Origin of the sequence: Saccharophagus degradans 2-40, assembly GCF_000013665.1 — a bacterium.
GTDB classification, from domain to species: domain Bacteria; phylum Pseudomonadota; class Gammaproteobacteria; order Pseudomonadales; family Cellvibrionaceae; genus Saccharophagus; species Saccharophagus degradans.
Map to the genome: position 1 here is coordinate 904,979 of NC_007912.1, position 18,820 is coordinate 923,798.

The 18,820-nt window shown below is 42.4% G+C and carries 15 protein-coding genes; 3 read left to right on the forward strand and 12 right to left on the reverse strand.

Annotated features, from left to right (window positions below; translation table 11 throughout):
* Positions 1-9: 9 nt before the first annotated feature.
* Complete coding sequence (locus SDE_RS03720; RefSeq protein ID WP_011467182.1) at positions 10-1,524, forward strand: S41 family peptidase; 1,515 nt, start codon at positions 10-12, stop codon at positions 1,522-1,524.
* Positions 1,525-1,664: 140 nt separating this feature from the next.
* Here SDE_RS03720 and SDE_RS03725 read toward each other — a convergent pair whose 3' ends face one another.
* The 4 genes from SDE_RS03725 to SDE_RS21140 form a co-directional block, all read right to left on the reverse strand.
* Positions 1,665-2,702, reverse strand: coding sequence for a hypothetical protein (locus SDE_RS03725; RefSeq protein WP_011467183.1), 1,038 nt, complete (start codon positions 2,700-2,702; stop codon positions 1,665-1,667).
* Between the two features lie 84 nt (positions 2,703-2,786).
* On the reverse strand, positions 2,787-3,614 hold the full coding sequence (locus SDE_RS03730) for a glycoside hydrolase family 11 protein (protein ID WP_011467184.1): 828 nt from the start codon (positions 3,612-3,614) through the stop codon (positions 2,787-2,789).
* A gap of 519 nt (positions 3,615-4,133) precedes the next feature.
* Positions 4,134-6,173: a BACON domain-containing protein gene (locus tag SDE_RS03735; RefSeq protein ID WP_011467185.1), complete on the reverse strand. Its 2,040-nt coding sequence runs from the start codon at positions 6,171-6,173 to the stop codon at positions 4,134-4,136.
* Positions 6,174-6,471: 298 nt separating this feature from the next.
* A complete protein-coding gene (locus SDE_RS21140; RefSeq protein ID WP_011467186.1) occupies positions 6,472-7,488 on the reverse strand; it encodes a CAP domain-containing protein in 1,017 nt (338 codons plus the stop codon).
* Between the two features lie 687 nt (positions 7,489-8,175).
* Here SDE_RS21140 and SDE_RS03745 point away from each other — a divergent pair.
* Positions 8,176-10,203, forward strand: a complete 2,028-nt coding sequence (locus SDE_RS03745) for an Ig-like domain-containing protein (RefSeq protein WP_011467187.1) — start codon at positions 8,176-8,178, stop codon at positions 10,201-10,203.
* Positions 10,204-10,618: 415 nt separating this feature from the next.
* On the opposite strand, the gene SDE_RS03750 is transcribed toward SDE_RS03745, so the two are convergent.
* From SDE_RS03750 to SDE_RS03780, 7 genes are all read right to left on the reverse strand, one after another.
* Positions 10,619-11,182 (reverse strand): hypothetical protein, encoded by a 564-nt coding sequence (locus SDE_RS03750; protein WP_011467188.1) that lies wholly within the window; start codon positions 11,180-11,182, stop codon positions 10,619-10,621.
* 184 nt (positions 11,183-11,366) lie between these two features.
* Entirely contained in the window at positions 11,367-11,669 is a 303-nt protein-coding gene (locus SDE_RS03755; RefSeq protein ID WP_011467189.1) for a GNAT family N-acetyltransferase, read from the reverse strand.
* Between the two features lie 74 nt (positions 11,670-11,743).
* Positions 11,744-12,163: a GFA family protein gene (locus tag SDE_RS03760; protein ID WP_011467190.1), complete on the reverse strand. Its 420-nt coding sequence runs from the start codon at positions 12,161-12,163 to the stop codon at positions 11,744-11,746.
* A gap of 1,408 nt (positions 12,164-13,571) precedes the next feature.
* Positions 13,572-14,012 carry a hypothetical protein gene (locus SDE_RS03765; RefSeq protein WP_041324162.1) on the reverse strand — a complete coding sequence of 147 codons (441 nt, stop codon included), beginning with the start codon at positions 14,010-14,012 and terminating at the stop codon, positions 13,572-13,574.
* Entirely contained in the window at positions 14,012-14,656 is a 645-nt protein-coding gene (locus tag SDE_RS03770; RefSeq protein ID WP_011467193.1) for a hypothetical protein, read from the reverse strand. Before SDE_RS03770 ends, SDE_RS03765 begins: the two co-directional genes overlap by 1 nt.
* Positions 14,657-15,251: 595 nt before the next feature.
* Complete coding sequence (locus tag SDE_RS03775; protein WP_011467194.1) at positions 15,252-15,713, reverse strand: Rap1a/Tai family immunity protein; 462 nt, start codon at positions 15,711-15,713, stop codon at positions 15,252-15,254.
* Between the two features lie 945 nt (positions 15,714-16,658).
* Positions 16,659-16,982 (reverse strand): hypothetical protein, encoded by a 324-nt coding sequence (locus tag SDE_RS03780; RefSeq protein ID WP_011467195.1) that lies wholly within the window; start codon positions 16,980-16,982, stop codon positions 16,659-16,661.
* A gap of 204 nt (positions 16,983-17,186) precedes the next feature.
* Here SDE_RS03780 and SDE_RS03785 point away from each other — a divergent pair, with 204 nt between their 5' ends.
* Entirely contained in the window at positions 17,187-17,432 is a 246-nt protein-coding gene (locus SDE_RS03785; protein ID WP_011467196.1) for a helix-turn-helix domain-containing protein, read from the forward strand.
* Between the two features lie 512 nt (positions 17,433-17,944).
* Here SDE_RS03785 and SDE_RS03795 read toward each other — a convergent pair.
* Positions 17,945-18,817 (reverse strand): DUF4231 domain-containing protein, encoded by an 873-nt coding sequence (locus SDE_RS03795; protein WP_011467197.1) that lies wholly within the window; start codon positions 18,815-18,817, stop codon positions 17,945-17,947.
* Positions 18,818-18,820: the final 3 nt, after the last annotated feature.

The window sequence follows — 18,820 nt, forward strand, 5'->3', positions numbered from 1 at the left end:
GCGATGGCGATGAAACGAGTAAAGAATGGATTGTTGGCGTGTTTATATACTGTGGGTGTGGTTGCATGTGGTGGCGCGAATAACGAGAAAGTATATGATGACTACATAGGTGTGTGGCAAGCAGACGGCTATAACTATGCGCTGCATATTGGTGTAAGTAAAAGCAGCGCCAACCAAAATAAAGAGTACTCGCTTAAACAATATTCCTACACGCAAGACCACTGCTTGCTGCAGCGCGAGGTGGCAGGCTATTCGTTAAGTGAACTACAGCAAATTGTAAAACTGGGGCATGGGCAGGTAGTTTTCGAGTTTATCGAACCCGGGCAAAGCCTAAGCCCTGGCATACGGTACACCAAGCAAGAAACATTGCCGGCTGCATGTCGCCACAATTTAAGTGCTGTGGCGCATCAAAAAAATTATCGTTTTGATGCAGAGCGCGACTTCGACATTTTTTGGCAAACTTTCAGCGAGCTGTATGTTAGCTTTGATGAGGCCAATATCGACTGGCAAGAGATTGAGCTGGAATTTCGATCTAGATTACAACTTGTACAAAACGAAAACGACCTGGCCGTGCACTTTGCGCAAATGATAGAACGCATACAAGATGGCCACAACATTGTAGTGAAAACCGAATTAACGGCCGACTTTGATGCAAGTATGCGCGCTAATTTAGCCAGTGGCGAGGTAGATGTATACAGTTACCCGTTAAAACCAACTTATGCAGACCTATTAATAGAAGAGTATGTACAGCAAAATAACATTGCGTTGCCATTATCGAATACCGATAAGCAAAACGCGTATGCTTATGCAGAAACACAGCTGGATTTGTATTACGCCAATATTTTTAATTTAGCCACAACCGAAGTGCATGCTAGAAGTAATGATCACTTTATTTGGACAACGCTCGAAAATAATATTGGCTACATACTTATTAACCAAATGGATGGCTATACGAGCGAATTTTTAGATTTGGCCGCCGATAAAAGCGCGGCACAAACACAAATAGATGAAGCGGTAGCTGAGCTGCAAGATACTCAAGCCATAATAATTGATGTGCGATTAAACGAAGGCGGCTTTGATGAAGTTGGCCTTGTGTATATAAGCCGCTTTTTAAGTGAATACACCGCGCTTTATTCTAAGCGTGCGGCGCCCATACAAAAAAGGGAAATACCCTTAGATGTATGGCTGCGCCCAGACGGCGAAATACAATACCTTAAGCCGGTAGTAGTGCTAACCAGCGCAACCACATTTAGCGGTGCAGAAGTGTTTGCCCTAGCAATGCGTGAGCGCGCAAACACTACCATAGTGGGAGAACGTTCGGGCGGCGGTTTTTCAGATATTTTATTAAAACGCGTTAGCTCAAATATTGCCTTTGGCCTAAGTAACGAAGTGTACACAAGCCCGCGAGGCGAATGGTTTGAGCGCTTAGGCGTGCCTGTACACCACGAAGTGAGTATGCCTACAAAAGCTCAACGAGAAAACGGTTTAGACCCAATGCTGCAAAGGGCGCTAGAGCTTTTCTAGGTGCATCTAGGGTAATGTTACTGCGAGCCGATGGCAGGCACTAAGCCAAACGCTCTCAAGTCCAAATGCAAAACAAGCAGCCAGTACAAAATTAAAACCACAAACGGTGGGCTGTGCCCACCCTACGGATAATCATTTTTTCATAACTCTCTATTGTACTTAACCGCCAACTGGTCATATTCCTGCTTATTTAATTCGAAAGCATACTCAAGTATTGCGCGCGCTTCGTGGTTTAAATTATCGTTGGGGTTATTTGCTATAGCCATTAAGGCATTTTTCATTTCTTCGGTTGCAGAAATATCGCCGGAAGCGAGACTATCTAACACCGCATTCCGTATTGGGTTTGCTCTGTGTTGCGAAAGTAAATCACTAGCAACGGCAGGTCGATGTTCTTGATCAGAAAAGCGTAACAGCTGCGGTACAACCTTGGCCGCTTCATTTGCGGGGCTGTGGTCGATTAACTGCGTTAGCTCTATGCGTATACCATGCTTTTCTTCTTCAAACAGCTGATGCGGTTGCACTAAGTGAAGTGCTTCTAATTTGGTGCTCGCATCTACTGCCTCCATATCAACTATATGCAATAAAGCCTGAACGGTGGGTTTAGAATCTATAGTGCCACTAGTATTGGTAAGTAAAGCTAGAAACTTTTCGCGCGATTCGACGTTTTCAAGTGCTCCTTCATACTGCTCTGCAATAGAAAGTAAGGCAAAGTCTAAGTCCTGCGCAGGCAATGTTTGTAATGCCGTTAATGCAGAAGAAAATAAATGGCTATCTAGTGGGGTGTTATAAAGTAAGTCGATTAAGTCATCGGCAAGCTGCGGGTTTGTAGCGATCGCTTTTTTCAAAATATCAAACTGTTCGGCAACAAGCTCACCGTTGCCGGCTTGCTGGCGCAACATGTCTAGTCTCTCCAGCATGCTTTCAATGTTTTCATCACCCGCTATGGGTGCTGTGGTATTCAAAGCTGCTTTAGTATTTCTAGTTACCTCGTTAGGTTTAATGGTAGCGGGTTCCAATGTGCAAGCCGCTAGCGCGTTTACATGCGTAGTGGGTGGGTGGTTACTTTTATTAAGCGCTAACTGGTCACCGTTATTAGCCGAATCCTTAGCGACAGATGAAACCATATAGCCCGCAATAAAGCAGCCAAAAGCGAATGTAAATAGAGCTATTGTTTTCACGCTGTTACCCCTAATGTAGAAGTATTACAAAATTGGTTGGGCCGCGTGTGGCAGCCCAACCAAACTGTTATTACCTAAAAATACTTAGCGTGGCCATAAAGTAATATCTGCTGCACCTTTATGTCTTAGGTTCGCATCACCAAATATTTCAACCGCTAAAATTTGGTAACCGCTGCTTAACCCGTCAACTTTAAAACCTAGGTCACTGTTGTCCCAGCGGTTGGCGTGCGGGCGAAAATCCATATTACGGTTGCCGTTAATCGCTCTAGGCGTTCTACGCACACTCCAAAACTGATCAAACGAGCGGCTGCTGCCATTAAAACAATATTGCGCACCGTTGCGGCGAACCTTATAAACATCGTATGTTGCACCATTAGCGCTAACTGTTCCTACACTCTGTGCTGGAGCACCGTTGCCATTATTTGCGTTTTCATCCCAAGGCACAAACTTGCCGCCGTCCCATGTATCCACTACATAATATTCTTGTGATATTTGGTTGCCACCACTGGTAGAGCAAGACCAGCCATACATAGCAACCAATGCTTTTTGAATAGAAGAATTAGTTGTAAGTTGGCCAACGTTGTAACCTATTTTTCTATCTCTCGAGCCAGAGCTCCAACCCATTCCACCAATTGCATCTTCTCCCCAAGATTGAGCAACATTCCACTCCACCCTAAAGTGTCGATTGGTTTCGTTGTAAAAACCAATTTTTGTATCGCAATCGGTAATGTCTTCTTGGCTTAACTCAAACCAAGAATAAAATTTGCCATTGAAGGTTCCTGCACCGTAGCCGTTATCGGAATCGGCTGGGTTGCAAAGCGTTTTGGTAATGCTTGCTGCATAGCCAGTGCTGGCGTTAATTAATAAAAATACACTTGCAATAAGTGCGGGGAAGAATGTTTTTATGTTCATAAGAAAATAGCCTTTTCGTTACGTTATTATTTTTAAAGGTGTAACCAACAACATTATGAGGTCTGGGTTAATATGTTGTTGTCGTAAAGACTATATCAGTGGTTTCTGAAAAAAAGCAATCATTTTGAAATGATCAAAAATGATATACGTGATGTTAATTATCAATTCGGAATAAGCGCGTGGCCGCACTTTGCCAATATCTAGGCCTAGTGGGTGAATAGATATTATTTATCTTCTGTTAGTTAGTTCGAAAAAAGTCTAACTAACAGCATTTTCTATCAGTATATTTTCGTGTGTTTACATTAAAAATGCTTTGAAATGATAAGAGAAAGTTTTTTATGATTTTTGGGGTAATCGTTATTTTATATGTGATTTTATCGGGTAGGTGAATATCTAGTACTGGCTAAAGAAACCTCAGGGGGAAGCAGACCAGTAAAGAGCAGTAAATGTTTGTAGTGTAAGCAACTACATTTAATGGACCAAAAGAAAAAGCCCGCTGTTTTTAGCGGGCTTATTGTATTATGGCTTAATAAGTTTATAGACTGTCTCGGTGTTATCTATAACCAATATTTCGCCGTTATAGGTAAATACGTGTTTGGGGTCTTGCAGGGTGTTGCTTATTACTTGGTAATTATCGTAATTGGGTAAAGCGTAGCTTGCGAGCGTGCCGTTATTATCTAAAAGTACCGCACGTTCGCCAACAGTATCGTAGGCAACATCATTAATTTGTACGCCGCTTGGGCTAACAGCCTTCACAAATATAAGGCCATCTGTACTGAATAAGTCACCGCCACGGCTAAGAATATTATCCCCTGTTGGTTCTATCCATATGTCATCCCAAATTCGGTAGTCACCGTGGTAGGGGGAGTCTTGCGAATTTAAAAATTCTTCACCGTTATAGCTGTCGAGATAGTAGCGTGTAATATCTGAAGGCGAGCTGTCGGTAGTAACCGTATAAACTTCTGTTTGCCAAGGCGCGAGAATAATTTGACTGCGATGACGCAGGCTAACGCTGGTATATAAAATTTTGCCTGTTTTTGCATCGTACATGTTTAACTCTACCCATTGGCCAGAGCCAGGTATAACGTAAACTTCGCCCGCATCCGATGCGACTAAATCCCAAGGGTCGGCGTTAATTGCAAATTTATTAATTAATAAGCCGTTCTCCAAGTCGATTACTGCTATTTTCCCGCTCGGCTCGTGTTGAAAATAGTCGTGTTCGTGATGTAACAAGGCAACGTAAAGGCGACTGCCATCGGGTGATACATATACCGATTCAGGCATTTCATTAAACGGATAATAAAACAGTGTTTCACCGCTGGTTGCATCGGCTACGTAGAGTCTGTTTGCATTCGTATCTGATAGGTAGAGCTTGTTATTTGCGCTGGCATGCGCAGCTCTGTTAACAGTAAAGGCAAACTCGTTGGCAGTGCTGCCGGTGACCGCAATAGGTTCAGATGCGATAAACGTACTAACTTTAATTACATGTGTTTGCGTATCAGCAAAATCACTGCGGGTGTTTATTGTTATTTCTGCTTCATAACGCTCGCCCGCGGCATTTTGTAAAAGGGTGGTTTTATCTACTTGCAATACTGGGGTGGTTTCCCCCGCCGCGGTGGTGCCACTATTACTTGTAAGGCTAAGCCAATCTTCACTGCTAGAAATAAATTCCCATGTGTACACGTCTTCTGGTGAGTTGCCCTGCAGCTCATCAGCAATGGCAATGGTGCCAACTAATTCTGCCGAAGTTGTGGTGGGGAGCACAGCAAAGAAGTGTTCAGATGTATCTACACTTACACTAGCGTGATCCATTTGATAGCGTACATTGTACGAGAAGCTATTGCCGGAAACTGAATCGCTAATTTCAATGGTGCCAACGTTAGTACCGTATTGGGCTATATTTGGGTCTACGGTTACAGTGAGAGTTGCCTGTCCATTACCGCTGGTAGGGCTAACAGAAATCCAGTCTTCAGAGGCGACTGTCCATTGGGAGTCGGCACCCACAATATTAATGGCGTAAGCCACATCAGAAAGGTTAGAGCTATCGCGCCCCACAGAGCTAAAACTGAACGGCGTGGGCTGCGCAGAATAAGTGCTAAACGATTCCGAAACTGTAAAGGTAACGGGCAAATCTATATAGCGCGTAGCACTGCCATCTTCCTTGCCTGTTATAAAGCGCAGGGTTGTTGAAAATTCACCTGCGCTGTAGCTGGGCGAAGCGGCAACTAAAAAGGTAGCGGTAGTAGCGGTGTAGTCCCGCGTTGTAACATCTAGCCAATATGCCGTATCGATATTAGGGGGAAAGCCAACTATTACGCCGTCACCTTTATAGGTAACACGAACCTCGATACCAGCAGAAACGTTGCCATCTGTATTGCCGGTAAACGTTAAGCTAGTTTTGTTTAGCGAAATACTATAGTTGCCGCCTCCTGTGCCACCGGTATTATTAGTCTCGGGTGCAGCTGTGCTTGTTCCGCCACCTCCACCACAGGCAGAGACGATTAGTGAGAAAATAAGCAGTAGTGAGATTGACCAGCAGCGGCTAAGTATATGTTTCATTTTATGGCCTATAGGGTGAATTAATCTGGTTGGTATATAGCGAGCCAGTTTGAGCCGCTATCGTAATATTTCGCATGTAAATATGCATTATTAATACGAAAGGGCTTACAAACACATGCTATAGACACACCAAAGCAGGGCTCCCTCCACTAAGGCGAATTAAGTTGCGAAAGGTATTCGGTACGGTGGGCAAAATAAGCATGCAGTTATGCCCGGTAAGGCAAAACTGCATAAGGTATAGCAAGTGGGGGTAAGAGTAAGTTGTGAGGTTTTACAGCTTTTTTGTATTACTTATTGCTTAGGGGCGCCCGAAATTCTGAGTCCAATAGGTGCCGTAAGTGGTAGTGCCTGCGGGCGCTATAACCCGTGAAGATCCAAAATCGGTGTAGTTAGCGTTCATAATATTATCGCAGTGGCCTGTGGGGCTGCTTAGCCAAGCTTCCATTGCGGCGCTAACGGTAGTGTAGCCAGCGGCAATATTTTCGCCACTAGCGCGGTTAGAAGGGAAGCCCGCCTCTACCATACGTTGCGCATGGTTAGAGCCATCGCTACCTGTGTGCGAGTGAAAATTATTGCTGGCCATATCATTCGAGTGGCGGTCTGCCGCTTCGGCTATTACACAGCTCCAAATTAACGGTGTGGTAGCAGGCTTACTGCCGCTGGCACATACATATCCTGTTGCACGAACGTTATTCACCGCGTCGAGCATATCTATATCGTCTTCCGACATACACAAATCAATAGTGCTTTGTGCGGTAGCGCCAAGGTTACCTGTGGTTGTAAAGCTCCATGCACTCGCGTCAAATTCGTCGCCATCTTCGCTCATTAAACCGTTGTTTATGGCTACAGTGTAAGTGGTGTTTGGCGAGAGTAGGGCGTTGGGCGCTAAACTAATGGCGCTGCTGTTTTCGCTAGTAAAAGTAAAGGCGACATTAGTTCCATTCGCGCTTAGTGAGAATTTATTCTCGCTAAGTGTGGAAGCAATAATAGGTTTGTTAAAGTTGATTGTTATCTCAGTTGCTAGCGATCTTTCGTTTGCGCCATCCTGTGGTGCATAGCTTTCTATTATAAAAGCAGAGCTGGAATCCGTATCCGGTGGGGGTGAGGTATCGTCGGTATTGGGGGTATCCACCGGAGGTGTAGTCGTATCGGTATCCGGCTGCGATGTGTTATCTACATTCTGTTCTGCATTGTCTTCGCTATTTGTGGTACCCGCACCACCACAGGCCGTAAGCGCAAGTAGTATAAGCGCAGTAGTAACCAGTGTTATTTTTTTTGCTATAAAATTGGTGGACTTTAATTTTTGCATCGTCATACGGCTTAGCTCGGCAATGTGGGCACCCCAATATTACTCGGCGCACACTAAAACAACTGTGATAACCGCACGGTTTAAATAGGGTATGCACAATTTTGGGAATTAGATCACGGTACTAAAACCGTTAAACCCAAGTAGGTCGGATAAAGCAAAGCTGCCATCCGGCATTGCCAGCCATGCGTATAGATATAGTCGAGCAATACGAAATTATAGTTTGGTAAGTGGTGGGCAGTGCCCACCCTACGGGAGCATAAGTGTATGTTTCATTTTATGGCCTAAAGGGGAATTAATCTGGTTGGTATAATGGAAGCCAGTGTGCGCCGCTATAATAGTGCTGGCCACGTATTTTATGCAGTCAAATTTATATAGCGCGTAGTACGCACACAACCTCATAGACACACTAAATAAAATATCCCTACAAGCGGCCGAGTAAGGCCCGCTCATCTTCCTATATCTCTAGCGCGTTAATCATTGCACAGTCCGTCGTCTAAATAAAACACACAATATGAAATCAAAGTTTGCAACAGTATTCATTTTGCGTGGCTTCTTGATTGTGAAGCTATATTGGATGGTTTCTCCGTATATTGCAAAAAATTATTTGTTCAATTGTTTTTTATACGCCAAAGTGACACCCGCTACACCAACCATATAAAAAATATTTCAAAAACAATTATCATGGAGTTCTAAGTGACTACTCATATTACCCGCACTTTACGCGGCTTTTTCTACCATGCGTTAAAAACAGCAGCAGCTTTAATGGCTGTGTGTATATTTTCTCTTACTCATGCTCAAAGTATGAATCACCCCGGGGGCATGCACTCCAAAGCCGATCTCGATTTTATTAAGTCGAAAGTTCAATCGGGTGAACAGCCTTGGAAAGGCGCTTTTGAACAGTTAAAAAACAGCGGCTACGGGAAATTATCTTACAATTATGTGGCCTATAAGGATGTGAAATGTGGCTCGTATAACAACCCGAATGTGGGTTGCAATAATATGGTGAAAGACGGTATTGCTGCTTATACCTTGGCGCTGCGCTGGTACATCGAAGGAGATGATGCTTACGCAGATAAAGCGATAGAAATTATTGATGCTTGGTCTGTAAAGTACCGCACAAACCAAGAGTCGAATACACGCCTTGTTGTTTCTTGGGCTGCTCCTTGGTACGTGAACGCGGCAGAAATTTTGCGCTATACCGACGGTAGTGGGTGGACGATTACTAACACCAACCAATTAAACGCAATGCTTAACCGCTTTAAGAATTATATTTTTTGGGAGGATCGTCCAAACAATAACTGGATGATGTCTTCAGTTGAAGCGCGTTTAGCGATTGCTGTTTTTCAAGACGATACAACCGCTTTTGGCGATGCTATCGATAAGTGGCGTTTACGAATTAAAACGTATTTGTATCAATCTTCCGATGGTTCTGTGCCTATTGTTAGTCCAAACGTTACGCCCGGCCAATCGTCGTCGATATGGAAGCAGGGTACTAACACGATCTATGTTAATGGTATGGGAATGGAAACCTGTCGCGACTTCAACCATATGAAGTTGGGTTTTGATTCACTGATGAACGGAGCAGAAATAGCTTGGACTCAAGGTGTTGATCTGTTTGCTTCGGAAAGTAAGCGCATTAGAGATTTCTTGGAGTTACACGGCCATTGGGCTACAGGGTCGAAGAGCATTCCTAGCAACGTATGTGATGGCTCGATAGACTGGAAAGGAACCAAGGAAAATGCACAGCAAGCATTCGAGATTGCTTACAATCACTTGCATGACCGCTTAGGTATTAGCCTGCCTGAAACTAAGCAAATGATAGACAATAAGCGCCCGAATAACGCAAATCATTGGGTGTCTAAATGGGAAACACTCGCTTATGCTGATCGCCCGTTTAACCTTGATGATGGTGCAGGCCCAACGGTTTCTTTTGATGAGCCTAACGGGAATATCACCGTTAGCCCTGGTTACGCGCAAAGTGTAATTGTAGAAGCGACGGACTCCGACGGCATTGCACATGTTGTGCTTTTTATTGACGGTAGTGAGGTGCGTAAAGAGACTAAGTATCCGTATACTTGGGGAATTACCGAGTCGGATACGCCGAATGAAATTAACAACTTACCTGCCGGTACTCACACCATTAAAGCTGTCGCGACAGATAATACTGGTAAAACCGGTGAGGCAACATTTAAGTTAACGGTAACATCGCCTTCGGATGGCTTAGACCAGTGTGATACCACCAGTCAGTGTATGGCTCAGTACAGCTTTTTTAGCGGTGCTATGGATTGCTCTAATAGTCAGGCGAGCGACAGTGTGTGCATGTGTGGCTCAGCTCGTTGTGACTCTTTAAGTGGTTCTTCAAGTTCTAGCACCTCGTCAAGCACCGGTAGTTCATCTAGCTCTAGCAGCTCTTCTAGTTCCAGTTCTGGTAGCGCAGCGGGTTGCAACGGTACGTTAAATGTCGCTATGAGCGAGAGAGTAGAGGTAAATCTTAATAGTACAAACTGTGTAAAATTTGCGAGCACATTGTCGGGTGAAACGCTTCAGGTTTGGGATAGCGACACACAGTCGTGCGACTTTAGAGGATCTGTTGTTTCACAGGATGGTGCGGGGAATTTAAATATTTCCGCAAACTACCACTCCTCCAGTTCGTTTTCGGGTAAAACAATCAAGTTTGCACCGAGCAATGGCTGTAAATATGTGCAAGTAAAGTACTACTAGTTAGCCTCCGTTAACCGATGAAAAATAAAAAGGCGTTACGGGAAACCGCAACGCCTTTTTGTTGATGGTATAAGCGCAGCAAAAACCAATTAGTGGTGAAATTTAATTCAGATGAAGAAGGTCTGTCTCTAATTTTCTGCATTTTCCATGTCTAAAGCGTTAACTAAAAGAAAAAATGCGCAAATTAACATCACTACCGAGAATATAAGCATATTCCCAACTGCTTTCCCGTTTTAGTGATTGGTTGAATGTTCTAAATAATACTTACATTTAGGTCAAATATACGATTTTTCCCGAACTCGCCAGTCTTCGCAAATTCGTGATTTTTCATCTAAGATATGCTGGTAATTACCGCATTCGTATTTTTGCAAATTTTTATAAATAACTTTTGGATAGGCTGCAGATTTTTTCGCAATTAAAAGTTTGGAAACGGCTTATGCATCCAGCATTGTAATATAGCGTTCAACTCCTTCTCTAGCTGCTCGTCTTCAGTTTCAATATGCTTAACTTTTCTCTCGCTTGGGTTATACCAATTGATGATGATAGCAGTGATCACAGATAATATGGCCACAATCACGCCTTTAATTAAATCATGATTTAGTATTGCCATTATGGCGGTTAAAGAGCCTAATGCCAAAAATAATAAGAGAAATAGAGATGAATACATGTTTGTACGCACTATAGGCTTTAAGCGTTCCAAGCTTTGTTTATTTTCAATGGTGGGGTGCTCTAGTAGAAAGATGTCGATCAGTTTTTTGTTATAAAGTATTAGTAACACAATCCCCACGTCACAAAGAATAAATACTTCAAAAGATACAGTCTTTACGTACGCTAAAGCCCCCAGTTCTGCGTTTGTTGTGTGAAGGAATATATAAGCCGCGTAAATTAATATAACCATAGCTATAGATAACGGCAATATTATAGGTGTTTTAAATACGCGCTTTTCAGTAGGTTTTGGTGGGCGATAGGGGTTTTCCATTACTATTTCCTTGTCTGTAACGTTTTGTAAAAGATAGTTTTTATGTGATGTGATTATTGCACGATTTTTTGCATAAGCACATTTTGTTTTTTTATATGTTCAAATCCTATTCTAATGTAAATGTCCTTTACCTCTTTTCGTTCGTCGTTTGCTCTAACTCTTAGGGTGCTGTAACCCTTAGATACTAAATGGCTCTTGCGGTGTTTATAAGGCTCTTTGCAATACCTTTGCTTCTAAAACCTGGTAGTACACACAAGCTGACAATTTCGCCACTTATGCCCTCTGCAATACGTACGTCAACTAGTGCTTGTGCCATGCCAACTATTTGACCATTGCTGGTTACAATTACAGGTGAATCGCCCCTTGTCTGCAAGGATTTAAATGTTTTATAAGCTACATCAAAGTTAAAGTCATATCCTAGTGCTTTGACTAAGGGTGCTATATCTTCTATATCCGTTTCCGAAGCTTGCTTGTAAATTACTGTCATATAATTACATCGTATGGTTCCGGACGATGTTGGGCAATAGGGGCCTGCCGTTTAATGCTTAATGGGGCTGCCTATTACTGTGGTTGTTTATCAAAGGTTTTTACGCCTTCGGGAATGTTGAACCAATCTTGTTTTTCGCTAACCCATACGTGTACGGTTGGTTTTATTATTCTAGTGTCGGATAAATTGCAGGGTTTAAGTTTTATTTTATCCGGTTCATCAGGGTTGTAATGATAAATTCTATTCCCGCAAGACGGACAAAACTTGGCTGCGCTGATATTTCCGCTATCCGCTGAGCGGCTCCAATCTTTCATTAAACCGCTAAACTTAACGCTGCTAGCGTTTACCATTGCAGTGATACTAAATGCACTAGTGGATAATTTTTGACACTCCTTACAATGACAAGCAGCCACTAATAACGGTGGCTCAAGAAGATCATAAGTTACACCTCCACATTGGCAAGCTCCTTTAATAGGGTAGGTAATATTGTCCATAATTAGCTCCGATGCTTAAAAATTAACTATCTGTCGCGGCTAGAATAGCACGAATCGACAAAGCTAGATATTTCCCCGCCACTCACAAGCTTTATTTCTTACAGCTTATTTGAAGTTTATCCGTCACAACGTACAAGGTCTAAGCGTGTGCTTGGGGCGAGTTAAGCCTAAATCGTGCTAGTTTTATTTTTATTGCTAGAGATTTGAGTACGTCTGGCTCGCCTTCACTAAGCCGAAAGAGCGCCTAGCCCGCTGTTTTCTCCTTCATTTCGTTCAGTTATTAAAAAGCGTTTTTTGCTTGCTTAATAAGCGCTTATCGTGTGGTTTGTGAATCTAAAGTCCATACATCTTTTTCTGGCATGAACTTGTACACTTCTGCTTTTATAATTGGCTCTCTAATCTCGGTAGTTTTAATGTTTCGAATAACAACTACATCGCCGATCCGGTTGTTAGAAGTAACCACGCTTATTAAACTCTCTTCAATAATCTCACCGGAGCCTTTTGTATCTCGCCCTCAAAAAGAAACGGTGCTTTGGATGTTGCTATAAAACAACAGTGCATATTCATTGGGTTGGCCGTTTACATATAGCGCCGCAAAAATATAAAACTAATAAAGTCAATAAGCTACGTTCTACAAGTTTGGTTAAAGATGTGTAGGGTGGGCACTGCCCACCAGGCACAAGGGAAAAGATGCATAACCTAGCAAAAATCACGCAACTATCAAGTAGGTCGGGTACGACAAAGCCACCATCCGACACAAGCCTAAAGCGAAGAGATGCAATTCAAGCTTGGTATTGACGGTCGAAAAAACAGAGAGTCAATACCCTCCCTTTTAGAGAAAGCAGGTACTAGCTTTGGCAGCCGTCTAAGCGATAGATTAAACTTTCAGTGCGTGATATACGAGAAATAGATTGTGGATTTTTGCATGCCACATAACCTTCAGCTTCAAGCGTTGTTTTTAACGCCTAGTTACCCAGTGCACCAATAGCTATACATGAAACAAACCAAACAACTAGCACTGTGGGTAAAATATTCTAAACCGGCGCATTTTTTCTTTTGTGCCCGTATATTCAGCTAAAGCCATGGGCCAAAAAACGGAAGCCAAAATAAAATATAAGTTGCTAGAGTCGAATAGAATAGGGTCTGCATGAAGGGCTATGGAATGAATAAGATTGGTTGTGCTCACAACAGCATAAATACTCAAAGGGATTGAGGTCAATGTTATAAATGTGAAGCCTAGTCTTGCTGTTTTCGGCGACATTAACGAATTACATAAGCATGTTTTTGGGTGCATATACGAAATTTTTAACTGCAGCTTTATTAAGTTTTGTAGATTCAGCTTCGAGGGTGGAATTTTAATTTATCGTTGAGGCCGCAGGTCGATTTCTATGGGGTAGGGGGGGAATGATTAGTGCTGGCTCAGCCGGAAGTACTCTGTGCGAAGCCCTCCATTTTCTCCTTCTATTCGCTCTGTTATTAAAAAAGCGTTGTTTGCCTGTTTTATAAGCGTACGCTGTTTAGTTTGAGAGTCTAAAATCCAAACGTCTTCTTCATTCGTCGGAATGTATACTTCTGCCTTTATGGAACGTTCACCACTTTCATTTGATTGAACATTTCTAATAATAACTACATCGCTGAGTTGGTTATTTGTGGCAATTACACTTATGAAGCTCTCCTCTATTATGTCACCCGAGCCTTTTGTATCCCACCCTCGAAGCGAAACTGTAACTTTAATATTAGTATGAAATACAGGGTTTAAAGTCGGGGAAGGATTTTCAGCATAAGCGCACCCAGTAATAGTTAAAATAAATAACTGGATAAATGTTAAGTACATATAAAAATGTTTCATTACGCGCACTTCACCTCTGCAATATTTAGTAAGCTTTTTGAATTTGGTGGGGTGATAATTACTCCCGATAACCACGGAAACTGATTTAGAGGTATCGATGTGTAAAGACCGTTCGAGAACTCTCTATCCCAATGAGATTCGAACACTTTTCCGTAAGAATAAAGCCAGCAGTGGGTTCCACCTTTTGGAAGTCCAACACCAAACGGTATTAGCTTGAATTTATTATAATCTATCGTTACTTTTTCCGTTAGGGGTAAATAGCTCGTAACCTTATTCGGTGAGGGGCGGTAGTTTATAAGTTTGTGTGAGGTTGGTACTTTCCCAACACTATAAGTACAGTTCCGCTTTACCTGATTATAGTAGCTGGCATTGTGCTCTCCTTTACCGTCAGATGGATGATTGACATCTGGGTTGTAATAAACGCCGTTCCAGTTATGAGTGTTGATTAGGTATCGAGCTAGCTCTGTCCCTTTATACCCAAGAGTACCTATCTTTTTAGCCACATCATGCAATCCTCGCTCTTTGAAAGCATGTTGGAGAACCCAAATTACCATGGTAATACAATCACTTGATTCATGATTTTGGTATTTTGCGGGAAATTCTTTCTTAAGCTGACTGCCTACGTGATTCGTACCGTTACTCATTATGTCAATAATTTTGTCGGTCGCTAGATGTGATATGGTTTTAGTTATCCTTGTACTTTCCTGATCATTGAAATGATATCTACTTTCCCTATTAGATAATATAGAGAACCATATTAATAGTAGTTGACTTGATATTTCTTCGATGTAATTGAATTAAGTGACATCCCGTTAAAAATATGTGACTTAAGTCGGGTTGTTCTACCGGTGTATAGATTTAGTTAGGCTAGCGAAGATCTGCTAGTTTGAAAATAAGAGATTTAGTTGATCTAATAGAAATATTAAATAGTTATCTAATAGATCGATTACGAAGCGTGTCTGCCATAGTTTGTTTTTTAGCAGAACAATTCTGCTTGTTCTTTTCTCAAAGTGAGCCAACCAAACTAAGTGTTCGAACAAAACCACACGTAGGCCGGATAAGGCAGAGCCGCCATCCGGCGCCTGTTTGAATCTATCCCTTTTGGGGAAAACATAGCTCACAGTACGAAATTAAAATTAAAGGATTGGTGGGCGGTGCCCACCCTACGCGTTCTTTAAAAAGAGGGTTCAAAGAGTGCCTGTCTGACTTTCTACTTGTGGGTGAGCTTGGCGGGCCTTGTTATGTTCTTGGGCAAGGGAAGTTTGCAATGGTGGACATAGCTAAAACTTCGTAAGCTTTAAACTGTAGTTTATCTTCATTTTCCAGCATCCACTTTACAGATATTGCTGCCATTTGGTTAATGGTAATTTCTTTAGGTACACAAAACATTTGCTTTCCTTTATGCTTTAGTGGCGAGAGTGCATTCGCCCCACCAAATCCAGAAAGAAATCCCACACAACTTGCGGCCCTTAGTGCCTCAGCACTGCTCAATAGCTCATTAAGTTCACCAACCGTCACATCATCTTTATTCCCACTTGCAGCCAATTCTCGAGCCTTACCCAATATTATTTCAGGCTTATATTGAGCGATACCTTCCACTGCCTTACAGTTTTCAAGTAGTTCGTGACCATCACTAATTGCGTGAACTAAACCGACATTAGCGAATCCGACACATAGCAATAATTTTATTATAAAACGCAAAATACTTTCCTTATAATTGGGAACATAACATTGAAAAATATCACATAGCCATACGTGGCTATATACCAAAATGCGGGCATTCTCTTCCCCACTTAATGCCTACATTATTAACGCGTTCAACAGTTGGAGCAAGTACATGATTTTGGTAAGTGAGCGTTGGTAGGGGGGATTTGAATTCTTAGGTCCGTGTCGCTGTGATCCTTATTCAAATTAAATCAACAAGTGCCTGTCACGTTTCGTGATCAAAACCACACGTAGGCCGGATAAGGCAGAGCCGCCATCCGGCGTCTGTTTGAATCTATCCCTTGTGGGGAAAAACATAGCTTACAGTACGAAATTAAAATTAAAGGATCGGTGGGCGGTGCCCACCCTGCGCGTTCTCTAAAAAGCGGGTTCAAAGAGTGCCTGTCTGACTTTCTACTTATTTTGGTGAAGCTTTCTGCATTGGCTACTCTCCTTGTCATATCGGGCTTTTAGAAATAATTACACCTTCCGGATTGCCGTAAAGCAAGCCCAAGGATCTGCATTGCGCCACCCTGTACGTCAGATGAGACCTCCGTCAAGCTTGAGTGGTTTATTGTAAAGCGTATTTAAAAAGGTTGGGCTGTTAAGGCGTGTGTTCTCTCGGGGCTTTTGAGTTGTATGACTAAGTTGTATGACCGCCATTAGCTTACGGGCTTTGTTAGTTTTGATGAAAGGCTACGTTTAAAGTATACAAGGGTGGGCATTGCCAATCGTGGGCAAAAAACAATTACCAAGTAGGCCGGATAAGGCAAAGCCACCATCCGGCATCTCGTTCCACCAAGCTCCCAGTGGGGAAGCACATGGCTCAAAGTGCGAAATTATCATTAAAAAAACGGTGGGCAGTGCCCATCCTCGTGCACACTATAAAAGAGTTTTTCAATAAGTGTCAGTTAGGTATTGTCTCGCACATAGCGAATAACCTTATTTAATAGGCGTTGGCCCCGCCGTATCCTTTCTTTTACGGCTAACTATTTGGCTTGCCAAGGTTACTAAATGTGTTTCGAAGTCATTTAACTTAAACTGTAATTTTGCTCCCCCAGCATCTGCTCGGGCTACTTCGAATTCTATTGCTTGGTGTACACATCCCAGCAACAATTGCGCACCTTGTCGCGTAGCGGCGGTAGACGCGTGTTCCATAGTTACCATAGATTGGCAAATAAAATCTAAGCTGTCTGCGGCCATGCAGAGCGTGTCCACTGGGTCTGATTGAATAATTGGGTTTACCATTTGGTTAGCTTGAGTCATAGAAATACCTTTTAATTAAAATCACCGCAGCTATCACGTAACGCCAATAGCTATAAATTTACATAAGCCCCGCATAACTCTAATAACGAGCCCTACAATGCAGCTAGACTTATAAGTCTAAATATAGACGTGTGGTCTGTGTTTGTCTACTAGACTATACCTTCCAATTCAATATCAGTAATCAATATTGAGGAGGGGGGAATCTTGCACACTAAAAATGATGATAAGCGAAAACCTAGCGAACAAATTTTGAGCGTTCTGGCGAAGAACGTAAAAACACTGAGGGTGAAGCGAAAGTTATCACAAGAGCAGTTAGGCGAGCTGTGCGATTTTCATCCAACCTTTATAAGCATGATGGAGCGGAAGCAACGCAATGTAACAATTAGTACACTAGAAATTGTCGCACGTGCGCTAGAGGTTGAGGCTTTCCAGCTGCTAATGGAGCAGTAAGAGGGCGCACTTTAAGTTGCTTGATTTAAATGGGGGCTAGCGAGGTTGGCGCTTTATAGTGCTATTGGCGTTCGCGTGTGCCACGTTATTGAGTGGGGAGGGGGGGATAATTACTCACGAAGAGTGACTGTCCTAATTTTGTTTAGAGGAGCCGGAGAACTTACAAAAAGTGCCTGTCATAACTTTGTTCGCTGTGGTTTTTACTTTGAACATCCCAGAGTTTACTGAAATCCGTGTTGGAGCCTGTTGCGTCATTGAAACAATCTACAGTGATTATTTCAATTTCTTCACTATCGCTTCTCATTCCCAGCAAATAAAGCATAGACTTAGTTTCAAAGTCTGAAGCTTTCTTGTTGTTTATTTCAGTATTTTTGAAAGTATACAAGTGGTTCTTCCTGATTTCTTAAGCTTCGATCTCTAGTAATGACTGTATTAAGCTAATAGCCTTGATCATCAGTAAATTGCGAGCGCAGCGAGTAATTTATCCGAGAGCTGCAACTTGCTATACCTATCTAGTGCTCAACCTTAGCTATCCACTGAGTGTGCTCTCTTGAAAAGGCATTTTCCGCATCTCTAACGAATTCAGAGAACAATTCGTCCGTATCTGGCTCAGTTATTTTACTCTCGATTATGCCGATTTCGTGCGCAGTTAGCGCATAAGCTGTACCAATTTCTTGAAACCGTTTTAATTGCATCCATGCTGTTACGGAACCGGCAGCGACCACAAAAACTTCTGTAGGCCATATTTTCCATTCAGGGAATGCAATTCTTGATAGAACTAAGCCAACAGCAATTACTTGAAACATAACTAGCAATACGAAAAAAAAAGTGCTTCTTTTTTTATTATATTTTGATTTTTCTGCATACCAGTTTCTTTGCTCTCTAATTCTACTTGCTAGATACAGTTGCCGTCTTTCAACAATTGGCTTTGCCCTTGTATCGCGCATAAATTGCGTAATTTGATCTCGCGCACAGTCATCTCCCCCAAGTAAATCACCAATTTGATTATTTGAAGATAAAATTCCCTCAAGTAAACGCCGAAAAATGTTATTTACTTCGCCGACAGATGATGTATCTAAAAAAGGATCAGCTCGCATCATGTATCGCCAAGTTGATGTTTTCACTGACTCAGCTACCGCTCGAGCGCTGTACCATGATTTTTCGTACCGTTTTGCAGCTATAAGTACTGATATTCCAAGAGCTGCCAGAAATACGCCAGCGTTTACTAGCGAGTACAGAGCCGTTGGTACAGGATTTATTGCAAGTGCAGCACCCGTAATGAGAGTAACTATATGCCACTGGAATGAGCTTAGATAAGCCGATTGTGCTTTAGCTGAGGCAGAATCTGCAGCTCTATATAAACCGGGATAATCCTGATGTTCCAAATG

What these genes read in the sequence shown, in the direction of transcription:
- SDE_RS03720 (WP_011467182.1), top strand. Translation starts at nt 10, where the DNA reads ATGAAACGAGTAAAGAATGGATTGTTGGCGTGTTTATATACTGTGGGT.
- SDE_RS03730 (WP_011467184.1), bottom strand. Translation starts at nt 3,614, where the DNA reads ATGAACATAAAAACATTCTTCCCCGCACTTATTGCAAGTGTATTTTTA.
- SDE_RS03735 (WP_011467185.1), bottom strand. Translation starts at nt 6,173, where the DNA reads ATGAAACATATACTTAGCCGCTGCTGGTCAATCTCACTACTGCTTATT.
- SDE_RS21140 (WP_011467186.1), bottom strand. Translation starts at nt 7,488, where the DNA reads ATGACGATGCAAAAATTAAAGTCCACCAATTTTATAGCAAAAAAAATA.
- SDE_RS03750 (WP_011467188.1), bottom strand. Translation starts at nt 11,182, where the DNA reads ATGGAAAACCCCTATCGCCCACCAAAACCTACTGAAAAGCGCGTATTT.
- SDE_RS03755 (WP_011467189.1), bottom strand. Translation starts at nt 11,669, where the DNA reads ATGACAGTAATTTACAAGCAAGCTTCGGAAACGGATATAGAAGATATA.
- SDE_RS03760 (WP_011467190.1), bottom strand. Translation starts at nt 12,163, where the DNA reads ATGGACAATATTACCTACCCTATTAAAGGAGCTTGCCAATGTGGAGGT.
- SDE_RS03765 (WP_041324162.1), bottom strand. Translation starts at nt 14,012, where the DNA reads ATGAAACATTTTTATATGTACTTAACATTTATCCAGTTATTTATTTTA.
- SDE_RS03770 (WP_011467193.1), bottom strand. Translation starts at nt 14,656, where the DNA reads ATGAGTAACGGTACGAATCACGTAGGCAGTCAGCTTAAGAAAGAATTT.
- SDE_RS03780 (WP_011467195.1), bottom strand. Translation starts at nt 16,982, where the DNA reads ATGACTCAAGCTAACCAAATGGTAAACCCAATTATTCAATCAGACCCA.